This is a genomic window from Stutzerimonas stutzeri, from assembly GCF_000935215.1.
Classification (GTDB): domain Bacteria; phylum Pseudomonadota; class Gammaproteobacteria; order Pseudomonadales; family Pseudomonadaceae; genus Stutzerimonas.
Genome location: NZ_JXXD01000097.1, coordinates 1 through 17,097, shown reverse-complemented (window position 1 = coordinate 17,097; position 17,097 = coordinate 1). Strand labels below are relative to the sequence as shown.

General features: G+C 52.8%; 19 protein-coding genes. 16 read left to right on the top strand and 3 right to left on the bottom strand.

Annotation, left to right across the window (positions count from 1 at the left end; all coding sequences use genetic code 11):
• Window positions 1-22 precede the first annotated feature (22 nt).
• The 11 genes from LO50_RS11235 to traN all read left to right on the top strand — a co-directional run bounded on the left by LO50_RS11235 (window position 23) and on the right by traN (window position 10,484).
• Window positions 23-1,888, top strand: a complete 1,866-nt coding sequence (locus tag LO50_RS11235) for a VWA domain-containing protein (protein ID WP_019406496.1) — start codon at window positions 23-25, stop codon at window positions 1,886-1,888.
• Between the two features lie 72 nt (window positions 1,889-1,960).
• A complete protein-coding gene (locus LO50_RS11230; RefSeq protein WP_019406495.1) occupies window positions 1,961-2,368 on the top strand; it encodes a hypothetical protein in 408 nt (135 codons plus the stop codon).
• A gap of 70 nt (window positions 2,369-2,438) precedes the next feature.
• A complete protein-coding gene (locus LO50_RS24695) occupies window positions 2,439-2,657 on the top strand; it encodes a hypothetical protein (RefSeq protein ID WP_125869341.1) in 219 nt (72 codons plus the stop codon).
• 99 nt (window positions 2,658-2,756) lie between these two features.
• On the top strand, window positions 2,757-3,635 hold the full coding sequence (locus LO50_RS11225) for a restriction endonuclease subunit M (RefSeq protein WP_044315035.1): 879 nt from the start codon (window positions 2,757-2,759) through the stop codon (window positions 3,633-3,635).
• A 90-nt stretch (window positions 3,636-3,725) separates the two neighbouring features.
• Window positions 3,726-4,871 carry a DNA cytosine methyltransferase gene (locus tag LO50_RS11220; RefSeq protein WP_236690582.1) on the top strand — a complete coding sequence of 382 codons (1,146 nt, stop codon included), beginning with the start codon at window positions 3,726-3,728 and terminating at the stop codon, window positions 4,869-4,871.
• Window positions 4,872-4,959: 88 nt separating this feature from the next.
• Entirely contained in the window at window positions 4,960-5,280 is a 321-nt protein-coding gene (locus tag LO50_RS25360; RefSeq protein WP_236690581.1) for a hypothetical protein, read from the top strand.
• Window positions 5,281-5,345: 65 nt separating this feature from the next.
• Window positions 5,346-5,591 carry a hypothetical protein gene (locus LO50_RS11215; RefSeq protein ID WP_019406492.1) on the top strand — a complete coding sequence of 82 codons (246 nt, stop codon included), beginning with the start codon at window positions 5,346-5,348 and terminating at the stop codon, window positions 5,589-5,591.
• 353 nt (window positions 5,592-5,944) lie between these two features.
• Window positions 5,945-6,079, top strand: a complete 135-nt coding sequence (locus tag LO50_RS25585) for a hypothetical protein (protein WP_019406491.1) — start codon at window positions 5,945-5,947, stop codon at window positions 6,077-6,079.
• A 267-nt stretch (window positions 6,080-6,346) separates the two neighbouring features.
• Window positions 6,347-6,547 (top strand): hypothetical protein, encoded by a 201-nt coding sequence (locus LO50_RS24690; protein ID WP_026012503.1) that lies wholly within the window; start codon window positions 6,347-6,349, stop codon window positions 6,545-6,547.
• Between the two features lie 287 nt (window positions 6,548-6,834).
• On the top strand, window positions 6,835-7,056 hold the full coding sequence (locus tag LO50_RS11205; RefSeq protein WP_019406488.1) for a hypothetical protein: 222 nt from the start codon (window positions 6,835-6,837) through the stop codon (window positions 7,054-7,056).
• A gap of 191 nt (window positions 7,057-7,247) precedes the next feature.
• Window positions 7,248-10,484, top strand: a complete 3,237-nt coding sequence (gene traN, locus LO50_RS25180) for a conjugal transfer mating pair stabilization protein TraN (RefSeq protein ID WP_173425593.1) — start codon at window positions 7,248-7,250, stop codon at window positions 10,482-10,484.
• A gap of 28 nt (window positions 10,485-10,512) precedes the next feature.
• Here traN and LO50_RS24685 read toward each other — a convergent pair whose 3' ends face one another.
• The 3 genes from LO50_RS24685 to LO50_RS25175 form a co-directional block, all read right to left on the bottom strand.
• The gene (locus tag LO50_RS24685) at window positions 10,513-11,370 is read right to left on the bottom strand and encodes a hypothetical protein (protein WP_152623971.1); all 858 of its coding nucleotides are present in this window, start codon (window positions 11,368-11,370) and stop codon (window positions 10,513-10,515) included.
• Between the two features lie 146 nt (window positions 11,371-11,516).
• Window positions 11,517-12,323, bottom strand: coding sequence for a DsbA family protein (locus LO50_RS11190; protein ID WP_044315034.1), 807 nt, complete (start codon window positions 12,321-12,323; stop codon window positions 11,517-11,519).
• Between the two features lie 5 nt (window positions 12,324-12,328).
• Window positions 12,329-12,499, bottom strand: coding sequence for a hypothetical protein (locus LO50_RS25175; protein WP_173425592.1), 171 nt, complete (start codon window positions 12,497-12,499; stop codon window positions 12,329-12,331).
• A gap of 819 nt (window positions 12,500-13,318) precedes the next feature.
• Here LO50_RS25175 and LO50_RS11180 point away from each other — a divergent pair.
• The 5 genes from LO50_RS11180 (at window position 13,319) to LO50_RS11155 (ending at window position 17,028) form a co-directional block, all read left to right on the top strand.
• The gene (locus LO50_RS11180; protein ID WP_044315032.1) at window positions 13,319-13,840 is read left to right on the top strand and encodes a single-stranded DNA-binding protein; all 522 of its coding nucleotides are present in this window, start codon (window positions 13,319-13,321) and stop codon (window positions 13,838-13,840) included.
• Window positions 13,841-13,903: 63 nt separating this feature from the next.
• On the top strand, window positions 13,904-14,989 hold the full coding sequence (locus LO50_RS11175; RefSeq protein WP_044315031.1) for a RecT family recombinase: 1,086 nt from the start codon (window positions 13,904-13,906) through the stop codon (window positions 14,987-14,989).
• 378 nt (window positions 14,990-15,367) lie between these two features.
• Window positions 15,368-15,997, top strand: coding sequence for a hypothetical protein (locus LO50_RS11165; protein ID WP_019406481.1), 630 nt, complete (start codon window positions 15,368-15,370; stop codon window positions 15,995-15,997).
• Between the two features lie 189 nt (window positions 15,998-16,186).
• Window positions 16,187-16,771, top strand: a complete 585-nt coding sequence (locus LO50_RS11160) for a hypothetical protein (RefSeq protein ID WP_173425591.1) — start codon at window positions 16,187-16,189, stop codon at window positions 16,769-16,771.
• Window positions 16,768-17,028, top strand: a complete 261-nt coding sequence (locus LO50_RS11155; RefSeq protein WP_044315029.1) for a hypothetical protein — start codon at window positions 16,768-16,770, stop codon at window positions 17,026-17,028. The genes LO50_RS11160 and LO50_RS11155 overlap by 4 nt, the downstream gene beginning before the upstream one ends.
• The last annotated feature ends 69 nt before the right edge of the window (window positions 17,029-17,097 follow it).

Sequence of the window (17,097 nt, the reverse complement as noted above, 5' to 3'; positions counted from 1 at the left end):
GTGGCGAGAATGGAGAAACGAAATGGCTAAATCCCTGATTGGATCGCTCCCGTACTACGCACAACACCTGGCCGAACAAACCGGCGTCAAGGTGGTGGTGCAAGGAACCCGAGCCTTCACAGATGGAAAAACGGTAACTGTCCCATTCAGTGAGGATGATTTACCGCTGTCCTTCGGCTTCATCGCGCATGAGTGCTCCCATGTCCGTAACACTGACATGGCGGTATTCGGCGCGGATGCCCCGGTTCCGTTCCGCAAAAACTTGCTGAACATCCTGGAGGACATCCGTATCGAGCGTCTGTCGATGGATCAGTACCCTGGCACCGAGGATGACATTCGGTACCTGAACCGCAAGGTTCTGCTTGATCCGTTTCAGCCTGAGCGAGTCGCGCAGGCAACAGACGTAGAGATCATCCATAACGCAATCCTCATGGGCGGCTACTGGAAACTGCAGGAGCCGCAACTAGAGGTACCCGCGCGAGCCTATCTCGAAGCGCTTGAAGCCCGACTGGGCCAAGAGTTAGCCGACAAGATCATGGCCGAGGTGCTGAAAACTCTGAAGTGCGACAGCACGAAAGAGGTTCTGGCGCTGGTGGATTCGATAATCGAGCTGCTTCCGTCAAGCGAAGATAAGCCTGAGCCGGAGCCTGAAAAGGGCAATGACGAAGGTGCTGACGAAAGTGGTGAAAACGGTGAGTCGGAGGCCGACCCGCAAGGGGAGGGCGAAGGCGAAACCGGCAACACCGACAGTGACGGTACCGGCGAAAAAGGAAGCGATCCTTCGGGAGAGCAGAACTCTTCGCAGGGTGACGAAGCGGGCGGTGATCAACCAGCCAATGGCGGTGAGGATGGCACGGGAGGCGGGCAACCAAATTCCGAGCAGAAATCATCTCCTGAAGGTCAGGGCGGAAGTTCCGACCAGAAGGATTCAGGCCAGCGCGATGCAACGCTACAGCCCGGTGATGGCCAAGGTGCCCCACTGGGATTGCGTGAGCGCGTAATGCAAGCCACTGAAAAAGACCTGCAAGGGTTGATTTCGGAGGTTGGCGATGCGGCAGCTGAGTTGCTGGGCCGAAAGGCAGCGGCACACTTCACTCCGATCAAGCCATTCCCCCTGGGAGGGAGAGCGGTACGCCGGTCAGCCGAAGCCTCATGCAGGCGTCGTATTTCCGGTGAAACGCACTCTGCTGGTCTGCGTCAGATCCTAAATGGACTGCTGCAGGCACAGGTGGACTGTCGGGTAAGGCTCAAGCGCCAAGGGCGTCGGATCGATACCTCGCGCATTGCCATGCTTCCAGCTGGCGAAACGCGGGTGTTCCGAAGCAAAGCGCGGGCCGAGCGTCAGTCAGCTGCTATCCAGTTCCTGTTCGACAAGTCAGTAAGTATGGATGCGGCAATGGAACAAGCTGAGGCGGCGCTGTATGCCGTTCTCAGGGGGCTTGAAGGGCTGCCACTGGTGACAACTGGGGCGATGTCTTTTCCAGGCACAACCACAGCTGGGGCCGGTCAATGCTGCGATCTGATCAAGCGTTCAACCGAGCGTCTTGGCGCTGCAGTGGAAGCGGGTGGATTTGGTGCTCTGCCGCATGGTGGAACTCCATTGGCACAGGCTATATGGCCTGCCGCGATTGAGGTTTTACGCGCAAAGGGAGAGCGGAAGATTCTTTTCGTGATAACCGATGGCGAGCCAAATTCCGGTACTGACGGATATTGCAAAGAGATGTTCGAGCGGTGTGAGGCTTCAGGGATACAGGTTATTGGACTCGGCTTCGGCTCGGCTAATAGCTATGTTCTCAGCAAGCTTTTCACCAAATACGTTGCAGTTGGGACGGTAAGTAGATTGAAGACAGCGCTGTTTGAGGTTGTTCGAGACGTACTAACCGCTTAACTAGACAACAAACCATTCCCAGCAGGGGCCAACCCTGCTGGGGGAGGCCTTCGCTTGGAAAGGGAGGCCAGAATGGAAAATGTAGCTGTAGCTCCATTACTCGACTTGTTCGGTGATGAAGTAATTATTCAACGCCGCTCTCTTGAGCGCCGCACCCGGCGAAAAACTGTTCCCATCCAGGTACAGGTTCAGCTTGGGTTTCTCGACATCCTTGAGATGTCAGATGCGGAGTTGGAGTTGCTGCGCGCAGAGGATGAAATCACTGACGATTACATCGACTGGATGCGCAGTTACATGATCAAGATGACACTTCGCCAGATTCTTCACCCTCAGGTGAGTATTGAAAACTGGTGGGATGGCATGTTGTGGGTGCTGGCGGACGAAGATGAACCGTTCAGCTTCAAAACCTGCTGTAACGCAGCTGGCGCTGATCATGAGGAGGTTCGTGAGAATTTCCTGAGCATGATGCGGCGCAAGTAAATATGAGCCCGGTAGGGGGGGAAGCCCCTTACCGGGCTTTCTCCCTTCTGGAAAATGAAAGGAGAGAAACATGTCAGTCATGGTGATACCACGGCTGTATCTGCGCTATCGGATCTACTTGCGCGAACGTGTGAACGGAGCTTTGCTCCCTGAAACAACGTTCGAGTGCGATGCAGAAGATTCGCTACATGCAATTGAGCAAGCTCGGGATAAGTATCCTGCTTGCTGGTTGAACTACGCATCATCTTGTCGTGTTTACTCAAACGGCGAAGAGGGTGAGTTTGTCTGACTAATGCTACTCGTCGTGGTTAACACGGCGAGCGCCTAAAACCCGGCTGGGAAACTCCAGTCGGGGTTCTCCAGCATCAAAAATGAATGGAGAATAGACATGTTTGCAGGCTCAGTTGTTTCTTACCCGGATCGTGGTCACTGGGGCAAGTCATCCTATCGCGGTAACTGCACAGGAAGAATTATCAAAGACTTTCTGGAAAGTTACATGAAAAGAAAAGATGGCCTGGTCGTAGATCCGAGCATCGGTGGCGGTACTAGCGTCGATGTTGCTAGGGAGATGGGACTGCGATTTGTTGGCACTGACCTACATCAGGGCTTCAACTTGCTTACGGACGACCTTGCGTCGTACATCGGTGAGATGGCTCACGTTTGCTGGTGGCATCCCCCATATGCGGGAATGCTCAAGTATAGCGGCGAAGAGTGGGGGGAGCCAAATAAGTGGGATATGTCACGGATGAATTTCCAGGACTTCACTGAAGCACTGGAACTTGCCGTTATGAATATCCACGACGCAGTTGAACGTGGCGGCGTATATGGAATCCTCATGGGCAACATGCGCGCCAAAGGTACATACTATAACCTTAGTTCACTCGTGGAACGAATTGCGCCGGGCCGGCTGATCGATGAGGTCATCAAGGTCCACAATTGTAAAAGTGACTCAAGCTCCTACAAAGGAAACTTTGTCAGGATTGCCCACGAAAAGTTACTTGTTTTCGCTAAGCGTGAATCTTCGTTGTTCCTTATTGGTTCAATGGAAAAGCGCGCTGCTGCGATGACTGGTATTACGTGGAAAGCAGCGGTTCGGCGTGTGCTTCAAGGCAACAAGATTCTTCATCTGAAGGATATCAATGATGCATTGGAGCCCTATGCTAAATCGCGTGATAACCAACACTGGCAAGCTAAGGTGCGTCAGGTTCTACAAGACGAGCGCTACTTTGTTCGTTTGAAACCCGGTGTTTACCAGCTAGCTGCATAAGCCGATACACAAACTAAATAGCCCCTGCGGGAGAAATCCCGCACGGGGTTTCTCTTTGCCTGGGGCACTTAACCAGGAAGGGAGAAAATTATGTCAACGGTCATCAACACTAGGATCGGTGAGTCGAAAAACGTAGCGCGCCTTTGGCTTGAGGGTCGAAAGCTCGAAAGGGCGGGCGTGAAGATCGGTGCGCGCTACCAGCTCGTGCAGAACAAGGCGATGGAGCGTTTGGAGCTTCGCGAGGCCCCGGCCGTAGCGAACGACCAGACTTTCACTGTCTCCAAGCGCGAGCGGCGTGGTGTGGTGGTGCCCTTGATTGAGGTTCGATCAAGGGTACTCAGCGAGGTGTTCGAGAACATCGAGCGGGTACGTGTTGCAATCCGGCGAGGTCGGATCGTGATCACAGCGCTGCACATCGAAACCAAGATCCGGGAACGAGTTAAGCGTTTGACGGAAAAGCTGCGTACCGGAGAGCCGTTGGCAGTAGCCAGCCTGTTCCATGGTGGTGGTGTTGCGGATAAGGCACTTCATAGCGGCCTTAGACGTGCAGGGATCAAGTCGTTTATCCAAGTCGGTGTCGAAATTGAACCGGAATACTTGGATTCGTCGTTAGACAACAATCCTGAGCTGTGGAACGAAAAGAGTGTTGCGATCTGCTCTGACGTGAGAGAGGTCAACTGGGGGCATAACCCTCTTCAGTGCGACGTTATCTGTGCAGGAATTCCCTGCTTAGGAGCATCGAAGTCAGGTCGCAGCAAGAACAAACTGAGCATGGCAGAGGAACACTCCAAAGCTGGTGATTTGTTTGTTGATTTTCTCGATGCGGTTAAAGCGCTGAACCCAAGCATTTGCCTGATCGAGAACGTACCGGAATATCAAACGTCTGCTTCTATGGTTGTTATTCGCGCGAAGTTGGTTTCTCAAGGCTATGTGCTGAAGGAAGCTGTGTTGAATGGCAACGACTTTGGCGCTCTTGAGCGTAGAAGCCGATTGGTTGTGGTCGCGATAAGTAAGGGGCTTCCTGACGTTTTCGATTTTAGTGAGCTAAGCAAACTGAAAGAGAAAGAGGGAAGTCTTAATGAGGTATTAGAGGATGTTCCGCATGATTCTGAGCGGTTCAAATCCTTCGACTATCTCGCAAATAAGGAAGTACGCGACAAGGCAGACGGCAAAGGATTCTCACGCCAACTGCTAAGTGGGGCTGAAGATTTCTGCGGAACAATCGGACGTGGTTAGCAAGCAGTGCAGGAGCACGGAGCCCTTCCTAGTACATCCGACCAACCCGCAACTGTCTCGGCTACTCACGCCTGTCGAGCACGCACGAGTGAAAGGCATCCCGGAGGTGGTAATCGCTGGGCTTCCTGACACGACTGCGCATGAGGTGCTTGGGCAGTCAGTGATCTTTCCGTTGATTGAGTCCGTTGGGCTCGAATTAGGGGTGTCGATCACTGCTGCTGTAAACCCCAGCGTGGTGAGTCTGCGACAGGAGGGAATTTCCTCCTACTGTGGGCAGATCTGCGGCGGTGGTAATTGCGGTGCTGGCCAGTTGTGCAGCTTCGGAATCAACTCGGAAAGCCAGATGCCAGGCCTGCCGGAAAGTGATCCCAACCAGGGTCAGTTCCAGCTCAGTCTGATGGTGGCGTAAAACAACCCCTGCCAGGGAGAAATCCCTGGCGGGGCTTCTCCTTGCATGGATGGAAGGAGAGGATCATGAGTGCAATCCTTGAGGCAGCACAGTTGCAAGGCAACGCGAGCATCATCCGCAGGGCCTGGGCAAAAAGGGGCAAGCAGAAGGTTCACCTCTGGGAGCTATCGACTGGGGGCGTCATTCTCCTGCGCCACATGGAGGGGGAAGGGTTCAAGCATCCGGTAAAGCTGCATGAGCCAATGGAGGTAATCGTTAACCGATTTCGCGAGAAAAACGGTCATCAGGTGATCTCTCCCCATGCAATCTGAATTCAACGCCCTTCGGGGCGTTTTTTTTGCCTGCATGCTTGAGGCTGGCAGGTGGATCGGTATAATCGACACATCGCTTCATGTTTCATCCCTTCGCGCCTCAGCGCACTAATCTTCGTCAAGTGCATGTTGCACTCGGCAAGAGCCTGTACCGATCTTCGGTCAGGCAAAAACCAGAGTCACTTTGTGGCCTGGGAAAGCTAAGTCGGAGCTTCAACCGGCCTAATCGAAAGCATTCAGAATCAACGTTCCTCTTTAGGTCCGTTGCGTTTTTGTTTGCACAACAAAACCCACGCGGGGATAACTCCCTGCCGGGCGTTTCTCCGTCTGCATTAAGCTAATGGAGAAACATAATGAAAGTTCTGATCATCGCAGTAGTGCTGATTGTTGGTGGCATCCAAGTCGGCTTTAAAGCGTTCGATTACGGCGTTGCTTCGGTTGAAAAAACTGAAACCGCCAAAACGATCAAAGCCCGTCAGGTGCTCTGATTGAAACAACCCTTTGGGAACAATCCCATGGGTTGTTCTCAATCATTGAGGATCTGCGTATGTACTTCCGCAACTTAATGACTGCCCTATGGATCGGTCAGGTATTTGCAGAAAGCACACAACGCCCTTATGCCCTTTATGGACATAAGGAGGGCTACATCGTAAGAAAACTGACTCGGGCTAACAGCTTGGAGTTGGAAATAATCAAACCCTGACGGGAGCAATCCCGTTATGGGGGCGCCTCGTCATTAATTTGCGAGGTGTAATATGTTTTTTAATAAAGTTCTTAGTTGGTTAAGGGAGACTGTCGTCGGCATTGGCTGTAGCTTGCTGGCTGCGGGGTTCGTCGGCATCATCACTCCAGGTTCGCATCCGCAAGCCATTGCGGTCAGCGTGGTAAGCGGCCTGGTCTTGATTGTCGGTGGTCTGGTGGTATCCTTTTTCCAGAAAGACAACGCAGGTGAATGAAATGGACACGACACAAACGCTCGTTTTGGCTATATCCGGCGTGCTGTTCACGATCACTGTGGCAGCGTGCGTCGGCATGATGCTAGCGAAGCACTTGGACAAGAAGCATGCTGCGCATGCGTCCAAGGTGCCCTGATCCACGAGATATTTGCGTCAATACCCTTCTGCTCAAGGCAATGCCTTGAGTAGGTAACCAGCTAGTCGCGTAACGTGGTCATCCCTTGTGGGTGATCCACCAGAGCCCTCCGCGTGAGGGTTCTGGGGATCACCCACCTGGAGAACATCAAATGCCACAACACGAAGAGCCAATAGCACTGTACTGCCCCGAACTCAAAGAGCTGATGATCGACTCCGGCCGAGTGTTCCTCGTCCCTGATCAGATCGCAGCAACAGTGAAGAAGGCCAACCCTGACACCCGCTTCGTCAAAGCATGGGCTGTGCTGCACCGCCTGATACCCGCATCAGGCGCAGTATCGGTTCTCGAAGCGCCTCAGTCAGCGGCGGCATGAGTGCCAACAAAACCCCAAACCCCGGCTGTTTCCAGCCGGGGTTATTTTTTTGCCTGCCAGAATCTGGTCAGATTCCACCGCCTTTTCCTCTCGCGTATCTCTAGCATCCTGGTACTCACCTTCACCAGGTAGCACCTATGCGACCCAGCTTCAAACATGCCCTCCGACGCTTGGCTGTTGGCGGCATCATCATGGTTCAGCTCAATACGGTTGCCTTCAAGGCGTGGGCCGATTCCATTGCTGCCAGCGCCACGCTAGGCAATCAGACCGCTCAAATGGGCATTCAGATGCTCGATCCTTCTGCGGCGCAGAAGACGCTTCAGGATCTGTTCCCTGACCTCCAAGGCGGCGGTACCGCGTCCTTGGAAGAGGTGTATGGAGACGACTCGGGCACTCTTGACGCTGGCATCCAGGCCAACACACGGCTGAGAAGTGAGTCGTCGATGGATGGCGAGGCATACAGGATTCTGGTTGATAGCGGCAAACGGCCTGCTGTGGATCTTTCGAATGATCCAATGTTTAACCAGACGGACGAGATTCGATCTAATGATTTCATGCAAGGTTTCAAAGAGAACTTTGCAGACTGCTCCAGAAAAGACGTTTTTGAAGAACGCCAGGCTACGTCTCACATCTCTGATTACCGCACCTGTGAGCGCGTAGCAAACGAAGGCGGCAATGTGACCTTCAAGCATGACTATTCGCTAGGAGTTGTCGAGTATGTTTCGGGCCAGCCAAACTACCAGTCATGCGGCAGAGGTTGCCTATATGTATGGGTGGGCACCGTTGGTAACGATTACTGGGGCGGTAAATGCGCGATCTACGAGGAATACACACGCTTCAGGGTTATCAATAAAGATGCCATCCTGTCTGCGGTTGTTGAACAAGCTACGTTCGATGACTACTTTCAGATCTACTTCAATGACTCTCTTCTATGGACCCACACGCCGGGCGTATTCCCTCCCGAGACGGCGGGCGCGTGCGAGAGAAGTACCAGTTGGAGAGTAAGTCCCAACAAGGATGTCACGAACGAACTAAAGCAAGACTCGGACGTAATTACATTCAAAACACGCACGTCAGTCACAGGTCGGGGCGAAGGCTATGCACGCATTCGCATTAATTACGATCCAGCAAAAGCGATCATTGACAATGGTTGGGGGCCTGAAGAGCGCCTTCCACTCCTCAAGATGATTAACGATGGTTTCTGCAAAGAGAGCAGCGTTGTTTGCACTAAAGCGCCGGCAGTAGATGCGTCTGGCTGCATTAGTGAGAATGGTGTGGTTGCATGCCAAGCAGACATGCAGCCATCCCCTCATCCCGACCTAGACCCCTTCTGCAGGGAAGCGGAAGTGACAGCTGACTGTTCTTTCTTCAAAGGGGATCTTGCCTGCTACATTGATGCCAATGGCAAAGAGCAATGCCCTGAGAACGGGGGGGATTCATGTGTTGTAAATCATGAAATAGAACTTCGCTCAACTGGTTTGGTTGGCAAATTCGCTGCTAATGGGCGGAATATAGCCAGGGGAGAATTTGATTTCGTCGCAGGCACATGGAAAGCTCTACCTGGCTCTGATGGGACAGTATTCAATGGCAGTGTAGCAAAGGTCGATTACGATGCTGTGTGTGCTAATGATGAAGGATACGTACAGTTATCAGATGCTGATGTTTGGGCTGAGCATGGGCTTGGCGGGCAACTCGACACGTCAGTAAGCCACAATGTAATTACGTATCCGACATGCGCAAATGGACTTAAAGCTGTTGTTGAAATAAGGGATCAGCAAGGTGGTGATGATGGTGGTAAGTACGATCTTTCAGGTACGTTTACCTTTCGACATTCTAAGCTGGTCAAAGATGTATGGTCGCCGCAAAGTTGCATAGATCAGGGTCAAGCTGTACTGGAAGGTAAGTGCAGCTCGGGGCAGATTACAGTCACCAAAGGTGTTCAGCATGAAGGTGAGTGCGCAACCATTTCAGGCATAAATATTTGTCCTGGTAATCCACTTTATGAACAAATCTCGGCGAGCCCATTGGGTACGTCAAGACTTGCAGAGCAGGTCCGTGTGCAGGGTTGCGGTGTAATCGAAGAAAACCTGGACACCTGTGAGCAGTACGAGAAAGACCCCAACTGCGGTTTCATCTCCCAGAGCTGTATTAAGGGGGCTTCTGGGGAGTCGGGAGGATGCTACGCCTACGAGGAGATATGGGACTGCGGCTATGACACCAGCTATCCCACGGTAGTCAATACCGGCACTCAGATCGAATGTCCTGGCGGCGCTAGGTGCATGGGAAGCGAGTGCTTCGACACCTCGAACCAGAAAAGCGGTGACTTTGCATACGCCGTCGCAATGCTCCAAGTTGCCCAGTTCGCTGAGCATGATCTTGATTGCGGTGGCGACGGATCGGATATCGAGGTTGCCAACGAGTGCAAGATATTCAAAGGCGAAGCAATGGAGTGCAAGAAAGCGCTCGGTGGCTATGTCGATTGTTGTGAGGCTCCCGAAAGCGTCAGTATTTACGATTATGTGAATCTGACAATGAACACTATGAAAATGGCTAGTGCAATGGAAGCGCTATCCACGCACGGGCTTGGGGGGAGCCTGAAGTATGGTTACTGGCAAGCAGGCACGAATGCCATCACGTCCGCTGGTAGTTCAGTCATAAAGGGGCAGTGGTCAACGATAGTTGACAACGCAACTGGTGCATTCAACAAAACGCTTCAGGGCACTGTCCAGGATACGCTTGTATCTCAGGTCCAGGAATGGCTAATGCAGAAAGCCTATGACGCCATGGTTAATATGGGCGCTGAGGTAGCCGCAAATGCTGTGTTTGTTCCAGCAGAAGGCGGCGGGATGATGCTTGGCCCTCAGGCTACGATGGTCGTCAACATCATTGGCTGGGTATACATGGTTTATGTGATTGTCGATCTTCTAATTAACATTATCTGGGAATGCGAAGAAAAAGAGTTCGAGCTTGGAGCAAAAAAAGAAACAAGGCAGTGCACGTTTGTAGGAAGTTATTGTGCCTCAGAAGCTCTTGGCTCTTGTGTTGAGAAACGAGAAAGCTACTGTTGCTATGGTTCGGTTGTAGGCCGAATCGTTCAAGAAGCTGCGCATGACCAGCTTGGTATTGAGTACGGTGATGTTGAAAATCCAAGTTGTGAAGGCATTACTCCTGACCAGATGGCCCTTATGGATTGGAGTAAAGTAGACATGTCGGAATGGATAGGCATGCTGAACATTGCAGGCCACCTTCCAACAGTGAACACGGTTTCACTTGAACAAGTTACAGGGAGTGGTAGCAGCCTTACGATATCTGAGGGGAACGTTCGGCAAAACTCGCTTAGTCGTAACGAAAAGCGGTTGGACGGCTTCGATGCTGAGGCGGTCAAGAAAATGGAGGAAGACATAGCTAGGGGCGCAGTCCCCCAGTAAGTAAAAGGCCCCATCAGGGGCCTTTCGTTTATTTACCAATGAAGTAGTTTGGCGTTCCGCTTCTCAGCACTGCAGGCGGCAATTTATCGGACTTTGACCGTGTGGCCGATGTGACATAAATCAAAAACCAATCAGGCAGAGCTGCGGACAGCGCGACTGTGTTAGCCCGACTTTCGTGGATATTCCGAAACCCTGATGCATTGATAATGGATTCCTCAGTAACCTTGTGACCGACGATATGGATAGGACCATAGGATTTCGGTGCGGAAATGAATGCTGGACTCTCTTTCGCCTCTTCTGAGAACAGCACTAAATTCGAAGCCTTTGGCATCTTGCCACCAAATGATCGGCTATCCGACTCGGGATATGCAGTAGCGATAAGTTCTTGAGGGAGCTGCTTTTGAAAAACGGCGGCTCTCGATTTATTGAACTCATTCAAGGCAACCTGCACAGCTTCCTCCGGCGAGGAGGCCAGATCTGATGGGACCCATGCAACGACCTGCGGCAATTGAGCTGGCTGTGTAGGTCCGCCCCCAAGAAGCAAAAGACCAAGGCCGACCCCGGCTACAGCGCCTCCGCTCATTCCCGATGGCGGCGCCACGGCACCTACGCCATAGGTTGCAGCATCGAGCACTCCAGTGCTGTTTCCACCTTGGGCCGGTTGTGAGGACGCATCGCCCATCATTTCGCGTGGTACGTCACGCATGCCCGAAATCTGCATGGCATTCATGTAGACCATTGCGTCGGACCACTTCGCTTTGGGTGTAGCAGCCGGGTCCGGCAGCTGATCGAAGGTAACGGTATTGCCTGGTGATGAGCACCCTACCAAGGCGGTGAGGGCCGCTGTCAGCGCGAGTGTCAGTTTGATTTTGCTGCAGTGAATCATGTCCGCTGTCCTTCCTGGTTAAGTTATTCAAGGCTACCAGTGGCGGCCGTTTTCCCAAATTCTTGGCTTTGGCGCGTCAACTCTGCAGCTGGTAGCGGCCCACAAAAAACCCCGCTTTGATGCGGGGCTCTGTTGTCGGCGCTGGACTATTCAGCCTTTTCCTGGATGGGTGGCGACGCTGGCTGATTTCGCTGCTCTACCAGCTGGCCTATGGCTTGGAGCAATGCTTTCGCAGGTTGGGCGCCTTTGACCAGGATCTTCTGGCCATTGGTGTTGTCCACGACGACAGTTGCAGGCGTGCCCGTCACGCCCATAGCGGTACCGCGATCCATCTGATCCTGGATCTTCTGCTTGTACTTTCCGCTGGCCATGCACGCATCAAATGTCTGCGAGTCTGCGCCGACTTCTCGTGCCAGCCGACCGATATCATCAATGCCTTGGCCGTTCATAGCGCTGCGCTCGAACCATTGCCCGGTGAATGCCCAGAAAGCCTGGTTGCCCGCAATTTCGCTGACACATTCTGCCGCGTGTGCAGCCTTTGCGGCCGTGGGGTTGTGGAACTGCAGCGGGTAATGCTGCCACTCCCAGTTGATCTTGCCACCGGCCTGCTCAACGAGTGACTTAGGTGTGTCATGGAAGCGTTTACAGAAGGGGCACTCCAGATCGCTGAACTCCACAAGGGTGAACTCGGCGTCTGCCTTACCGTAGATGTTGCGGCCTTTGACCTCGATGTCTGAGGCGGCAGACCATTGCGAAAGGATCTGTAGCTTGGCAGCCGCGACCTCGGCCTGCTCTTTCGCGTCAAGTGCAGCGGCGACGCCAGCCGGCAACTGCTCAGCTATCGCTTGATTGATCGCATGCTCGGTGTACATGACGCTGGCGCCGAGGGCGGCCACCGCGAAAAGAGCGGAAAGACCTACGGTCAAAGGGAGTCGGTTTTTTGAGCTGGGCATGGGGTTCACTTTGCGAGGCTGTTGAAGGTCGGTTGCAGACGAAGAGGTACGTCCTTGGGTGTGCCATGCACCAGAACTTCCCACTCTTCGTAGGTGAGGCGTTCGGCGCCGCTGCAGAGCTTGTTGCGAACGCGGATATAGTCATTGACCGACCCGGTGCTGTTCGCCAGTGTCACGATCTGAGTTGCGTCTGCGGGACCACTGGGCGTCAGTACGCGGACGTGATCCGGCGTTTGATTCTCCTCCGGTTGATCCAGGCAAGTTCCAGACCGTAGTGCCGGTGGTACAGCGATGCTGGCTGTAACCTCTTGCGCGGTGTTCTGCAGCTCTGGGTGCAACTTGCCAGCGCGTGTATCCAGCTCATCCGGGCTGCCGAGTACGGGTTGATAGGACGGCTTTCTCAGTGCTGCCCCTCCACGGCCGGAGTGCCCCCAGCTGGTGTGGTGCCCGCGTAGATCCGGCTCGTACTGCTGGACCTCAAATGGGGCGCCTGTATAAGGCTCGGGTGCGGGCTCTTTGCTAGAGCAGCCTGAGAGCATGCCGAGGGCTGCGGTGATTGCCAGCGGTATGCGCAGTCGAGAGAAATGCATCGGTTGAACCTCGATCCGGGGGATGAGGTTATTTTGTGGGAACAAGATCGCGATGAGGCGGCTAAACCTACACGATCTTTGTAAGATAAAAACATTCTAAGATCGTGGCATACCCTCTTGCGCATTAGCGCGATTGGGGGCATGCTTTCGCCAAGCCTTAATGGCGATTACCTCAGAAAGCGCAGCTTCACTCACGCGCCTTGGGCCACGAGCCTGTCAAGATTCTCCAAATTAAGTCGTTCTGCATGTGCAGATCGATTTAGTCATGCACCTCGGTGCATGGTCGGCAAGTTGGCCGTCTGTCAAATACAACCTAACTAATTGAAATGAAAACCTTTCGGGGCAGCGATATTCCCCGTCAGGGGTTTACGTCGCCCTGTGTTTTACTCTGGTTGGAGAATAATCATGGCTCGTAGCGTAAACAAAGTAATCCTTATCGGCAATGTTGGCGGTGATCCTGAAACTCGCTACATGCCCAACGGGAACGCGGTTACCAATATCACATTGGCAACTACCGATAGCTGGAAGGACAAACAGTCTGGTCAGCTTCAAGAAAGAACCGAGTGGCACCGTGTTGTGCTATTTGGGAAGGTTGCTGAGATTGCCGGTGAGTACCTTCGTAAGGGCTCGCAGTGCTATATCGAAGGCAGACTACAAACCCGCGAATGGGAGAAGGATGGAGTCAAGCGTTATACCACTGAGATTGTGGTTGATATGCAAGGCACCATGCAGCTCCTTGGCGGTAAGCAGGCAGATAACGGTGGTGATGGTGCTCCTCGCTCTAGCGGGAGGAATCAAGCCCAGCGTTCTCCGCAGCAACCCAACCGTCAACCGACTCAAACGCCGACTTCTGATCCGCATTACGATTCGTTTGACGATGACATCCCCTTTGCGCCCATTAGCCGAGTTCTTCTGAACATCATCTAACGGGTCAATCAGTTGCAAATAAATACGCGCCTTCGGGCGCGTTTTTGTTCAGGGGGTTTCAAAATGTCTAGTGCTAACTATCAAAACGCTGTAGCCGTAATTGCAAAGCAAGAGGATAAGTTTCTTGAGTTGGTGAAGGCAGCAAAAACAGATGTCGTGTTCAAGCAAGAGATGCTTTATGCAGCTCAAGCCATGATGAACAATGACTACCTGTGCACTGTCGCTATCAACAATCCGCTGTCTCTTCGCAATGCATTTGGCCAAGTGGCCGCCTGTGGCCTAACGCTGAACCCTGCAAGGGGTTTGTGCTACCTGGTGCCACGGGACGGGCAAGTGGTTCTGGATGTGTCATACAAAGGCATGATCAAAACCGCTGTAAATGACGGCGCAATACGTGACTGTATTGTTGAGTTGGTCTACTCGAATGATCAGTTTAAGTACAAGGGTAAGCGTCATAGCCCTGTGCATGAATTCGATCCGTTCGACACTGAAGAGCGCGGTGAATTCCGTGGTGTCTATGTGGAAGTAACCCTGCCTGATGGCCGGGTCCATGTGGAAGCTGTAACAGCCAAGGAGATCTACAAAGCGCGTGATGCAAGTGATTTGTGGAAGCGCAAGAAGAAAGGCCCTTGGGTTGACTTCGAAACTTCCATGTTCAAAAAAACCGGCATCAAAATCGCTAAGAAATACTGGCCTCAAGTCGGCGAAAAACTCGACACGGTTATTCAGTATCTCAACACAACGGCAGGGGAGGGGTTTGCATCTCATGATGTCCCGATCTCTGTTGTAGAGCGTTATATGGGTGCAGCTGAAGTAGTCGATGAAGCCCAGCCACTCCCGACCTCGAATGAGGTTGAAGAGCAGGTGCCGGCATCTGAGACAACGCAAGTTGAGCCTGAAGATGCTCAAGCTCAGGTCGCAGAACCGCTGGAAGGCGAAGTGCTTCAGGCTTCAAATGATGAGAGCCAAGCACCTGTAGATTTACCTCCCAAAGTCCTGAAGAAGGCTCAAGAGGTGGTCAAGCGGGCGCGTGAGTCGCAAGGCTGGAAAGCAGCGCGTGATTATGTAAGTTCGTGGCCTGTTGAGGCTCGTGATTACGTTCTGCGACTCCTGTCTACTGCGGAATACCAAGCTGCTCAGGGTGAATGACGATGGTTCATCTATCGATCAGATCCCTGTTAGAAGGCAATACGTTCTGTAGCCAGACACGATCAGAAGTGTTCAGAAAGGGAGAAGAGGTTTTTCACCCCAATGTTCAGCTTCTGGAAAAGACTGGCTACAGAAACAAAATCTGCTCCGAGTGTCTTGCGATTTGGGATAACCCGGAGTCTCCAACCAACCCTGTGCAGGGCATCCCTTTGCACAGGGCTGCTGCTGGCAATAAATGAGGAAACTGAGATGGCTGAGATTATTATCAACCTGATCATGCTGTTCTTTAACTAAGAGCAGCGAACTCACAATAAACCCTGACGGGGCACCTGCCCCTCAGGGGTTAGTTGCCTTCGTCGTACTGAAAAGGAAAACGAAATGGCAACTGCTAACTCAAGCTGCATCATCAAACTCGTCCATGACCATGACGCAGAAAGTCCGCGTGAATGGGACAACTTAGGATCGATGGTATGCGCTCATCGGCGCTATCGTTTGGGTGATGAGAATGGGGCTGCGAAAGCATTGGAAGTGATCTACAAGCACCTGTCTGATAAGCAGCTGGGGCAGATCGATTTCAATGCCAATCACATCCCAGATGTTGAGCGTGCGCTGGAGATGACGGGGCAAGCAATTATGCTTCCACTTTATCTTTATGATCACTCTGGCATCACAATGAAAACCTCCCCTTTTAGCTGTCGATGGGACAGTGGCAAGGTTGGCTTTATCTTTGTGTCTAAAGATAAAGCCCGCTCCGAGCTTGGTTGGAAACATCTCACGAAGCCGCGCATTGAGAAGCTGGAAACATATCTGGACGGAGAGGTCGAATCATACGATCAATACCTGACGGGGAATGTTTGGGGGTATCAAGTGATCGAGGATGACGAAGTTGTTGATAGCTGCTGGGGATTCTTTGGTAGCGATCCAATGACAAATGGCGTTCTGGATCATCTAAGTAATCAGCATCAGGCAATGATACAGGCTGGCAATTATCAGCGTGTCTATTCCTGAGTTTAAATAACCCATCTGACTGCGTATAAGTTGATCAGATAAATCTAACCCTGTAGGGACTTTCCCTACAGGGGATTGCTCCGTTTCAGGGATGAAAAGGAGAAATTAAAATGCGTACTTACATACTCGCTATGTGCGATATGCGTACCAAGCGTTACACCCGCTTTCAGTGCCAAGCCAACAGCTTCAATGAAGCAGTTGAAAAGGCCCAGAAGACTCTCAATGGGGGCTTTCCTGGGTTTGCAATGGGTGCTGCAAATGGAGGTCGCCATGCGTCCTTCAACGGTTGAATCGCTTAAAGAGTCTCTTGCCATCTGGCAGGAGCTTGAAGCTGGTGATCTGGCTCAGCGCAGCCTGGTTACTGAAATGGCCGGAGAGATCCAGAGGAAGATTCTTTCCCTGGAATCCTTACTGGGCCTGTACGCGGTCCACGGGCTTGGGTTGACGCTCAAGCACTGCCGAACTGACTCGTGGGGGATTCTTTCCGAAGATTCTTCCGAGCCCGGACGGTACCGCTGGACGATGTTCGGTAAGGATGGTTTCACGGGTCATTGCACCCAGGACACCGCCGAGCTGTGCATTGGCGACATGCTCGATGATGGCTTCATGATCCCTGACATGGGAGCGCTGGAGCGATTGTCTTGCACAACTGAATGGCAGCGCGGGATGGAAGTTTGTGCAGTGATTCAGGCCTGCAATGCAGGCCGGCTGAGCTGGCAGGAAGCCAACGACCGTTACGCCGAAATTGACCAGCGATACAGGAGCGCCGCATGAGCTACATGGCGATCCTCAAGCTGGTTCCTTCTGGCCGAAATATCGCCGTGTTTGGCCCCACCCCGCAAATTTGCGGTCAACGGCTGTTCGACCAGCTCCTGAGCTGGTACGGCGATGAAAACCGGCCTGTGAATGAGCAAACCTGCCGCCTCTTTGAGGTGGTGCAAGCAGCTCCGCACATGGAGACGAGAGTCGAAATGTTCGGTGCTAGCAAAACCAACGCTCTGCGCTTACTGCGCCAGGGCATCGCCGGCTGACGTACTGGCTGACGAACCAAACCCCCAGGGGGGCAACCCCCCTTTGGGGGTTTGCCTTTCCTGGATTTG

What these genes read in the sequence shown, in the direction of transcription:
- LO50_RS11235 (WP_019406496.1), top strand. Translation starts at nt 23, where the DNA reads ATGGCTAAATCCCTGATTGGATCGCTCCCGTACTACGCACAACACCTG.
- LO50_RS11230 (WP_019406495.1), top strand. Translation starts at nt 1,961, where the DNA reads ATGGAAAATGTAGCTGTAGCTCCATTACTCGACTTGTTCGGTGATGAA.
- LO50_RS24695 (WP_125869341.1), top strand. Translation starts at nt 2,439, where the DNA reads ATGTCAGTCATGGTGATACCACGGCTGTATCTGCGCTATCGGATCTAC.
- LO50_RS11225 (WP_044315035.1), top strand. Translation starts at nt 2,757, where the DNA reads ATGTTTGCAGGCTCAGTTGTTTCTTACCCGGATCGTGGTCACTGGGGC.
- LO50_RS11220 (WP_236690582.1), top strand. Translation starts at nt 3,726, where the DNA reads ATGTCAACGGTCATCAACACTAGGATCGGTGAGTCGAAAAACGTAGCG.
- LO50_RS11215 (WP_019406492.1), top strand. Translation starts at nt 5,346, where the DNA reads ATGAGTGCAATCCTTGAGGCAGCACAGTTGCAAGGCAACGCGAGCATC.
- LO50_RS25585 (WP_019406491.1), top strand. Translation starts at nt 5,945, where the DNA reads ATGAAAGTTCTGATCATCGCAGTAGTGCTGATTGTTGGTGGCATCCAA.
- LO50_RS24690 (WP_026012503.1), top strand. Translation starts at nt 6,347, where the DNA reads ATGTTTTTTAATAAAGTTCTTAGTTGGTTAAGGGAGACTGTCGTCGGC.
- LO50_RS11205 (WP_019406488.1), top strand. Translation starts at nt 6,835, where the DNA reads ATGCCACAACACGAAGAGCCAATAGCACTGTACTGCCCCGAACTCAAA.
- traN (WP_173425593.1), top strand. Translation starts at nt 7,248, where the DNA reads ATGGTTCAGCTCAATACGGTTGCCTTCAAGGCGTGGGCCGATTCCATT.
- LO50_RS24685 (WP_152623971.1), bottom strand. Translation starts at nt 11,370, where the DNA reads ATGATTCACTGCAGCAAAATCAAACTGACACTCGCGCTGACAGCGGCC.
- LO50_RS11190 (WP_044315034.1), bottom strand. Translation starts at nt 12,323, where the DNA reads ATGCCCAGCTCAAAAAACCGACTCCCTTTGACCGTAGGTCTTTCCGCT.
- LO50_RS11180 (WP_044315032.1), top strand. Translation starts at nt 13,319, where the DNA reads ATGGCTCGTAGCGTAAACAAAGTAATCCTTATCGGCAATGTTGGCGGT.
- LO50_RS11175 (WP_044315031.1), top strand. Translation starts at nt 13,904, where the DNA reads ATGTCTAGTGCTAACTATCAAAACGCTGTAGCCGTAATTGCAAAGCAA.
- LO50_RS11165 (WP_019406481.1), top strand. Translation starts at nt 15,368, where the DNA reads ATGGCAACTGCTAACTCAAGCTGCATCATCAAACTCGTCCATGACCAT.
- LO50_RS11160 (WP_173425591.1), top strand. Translation starts at nt 16,187, where the DNA reads ATGAAGCAGTTGAAAAGGCCCAGAAGACTCTCAATGGGGGCTTTCCTG.
- LO50_RS11155 (WP_044315029.1), top strand. Translation starts at nt 16,768, where the DNA reads ATGAGCTACATGGCGATCCTCAAGCTGGTTCCTTCTGGCCGAAATATC.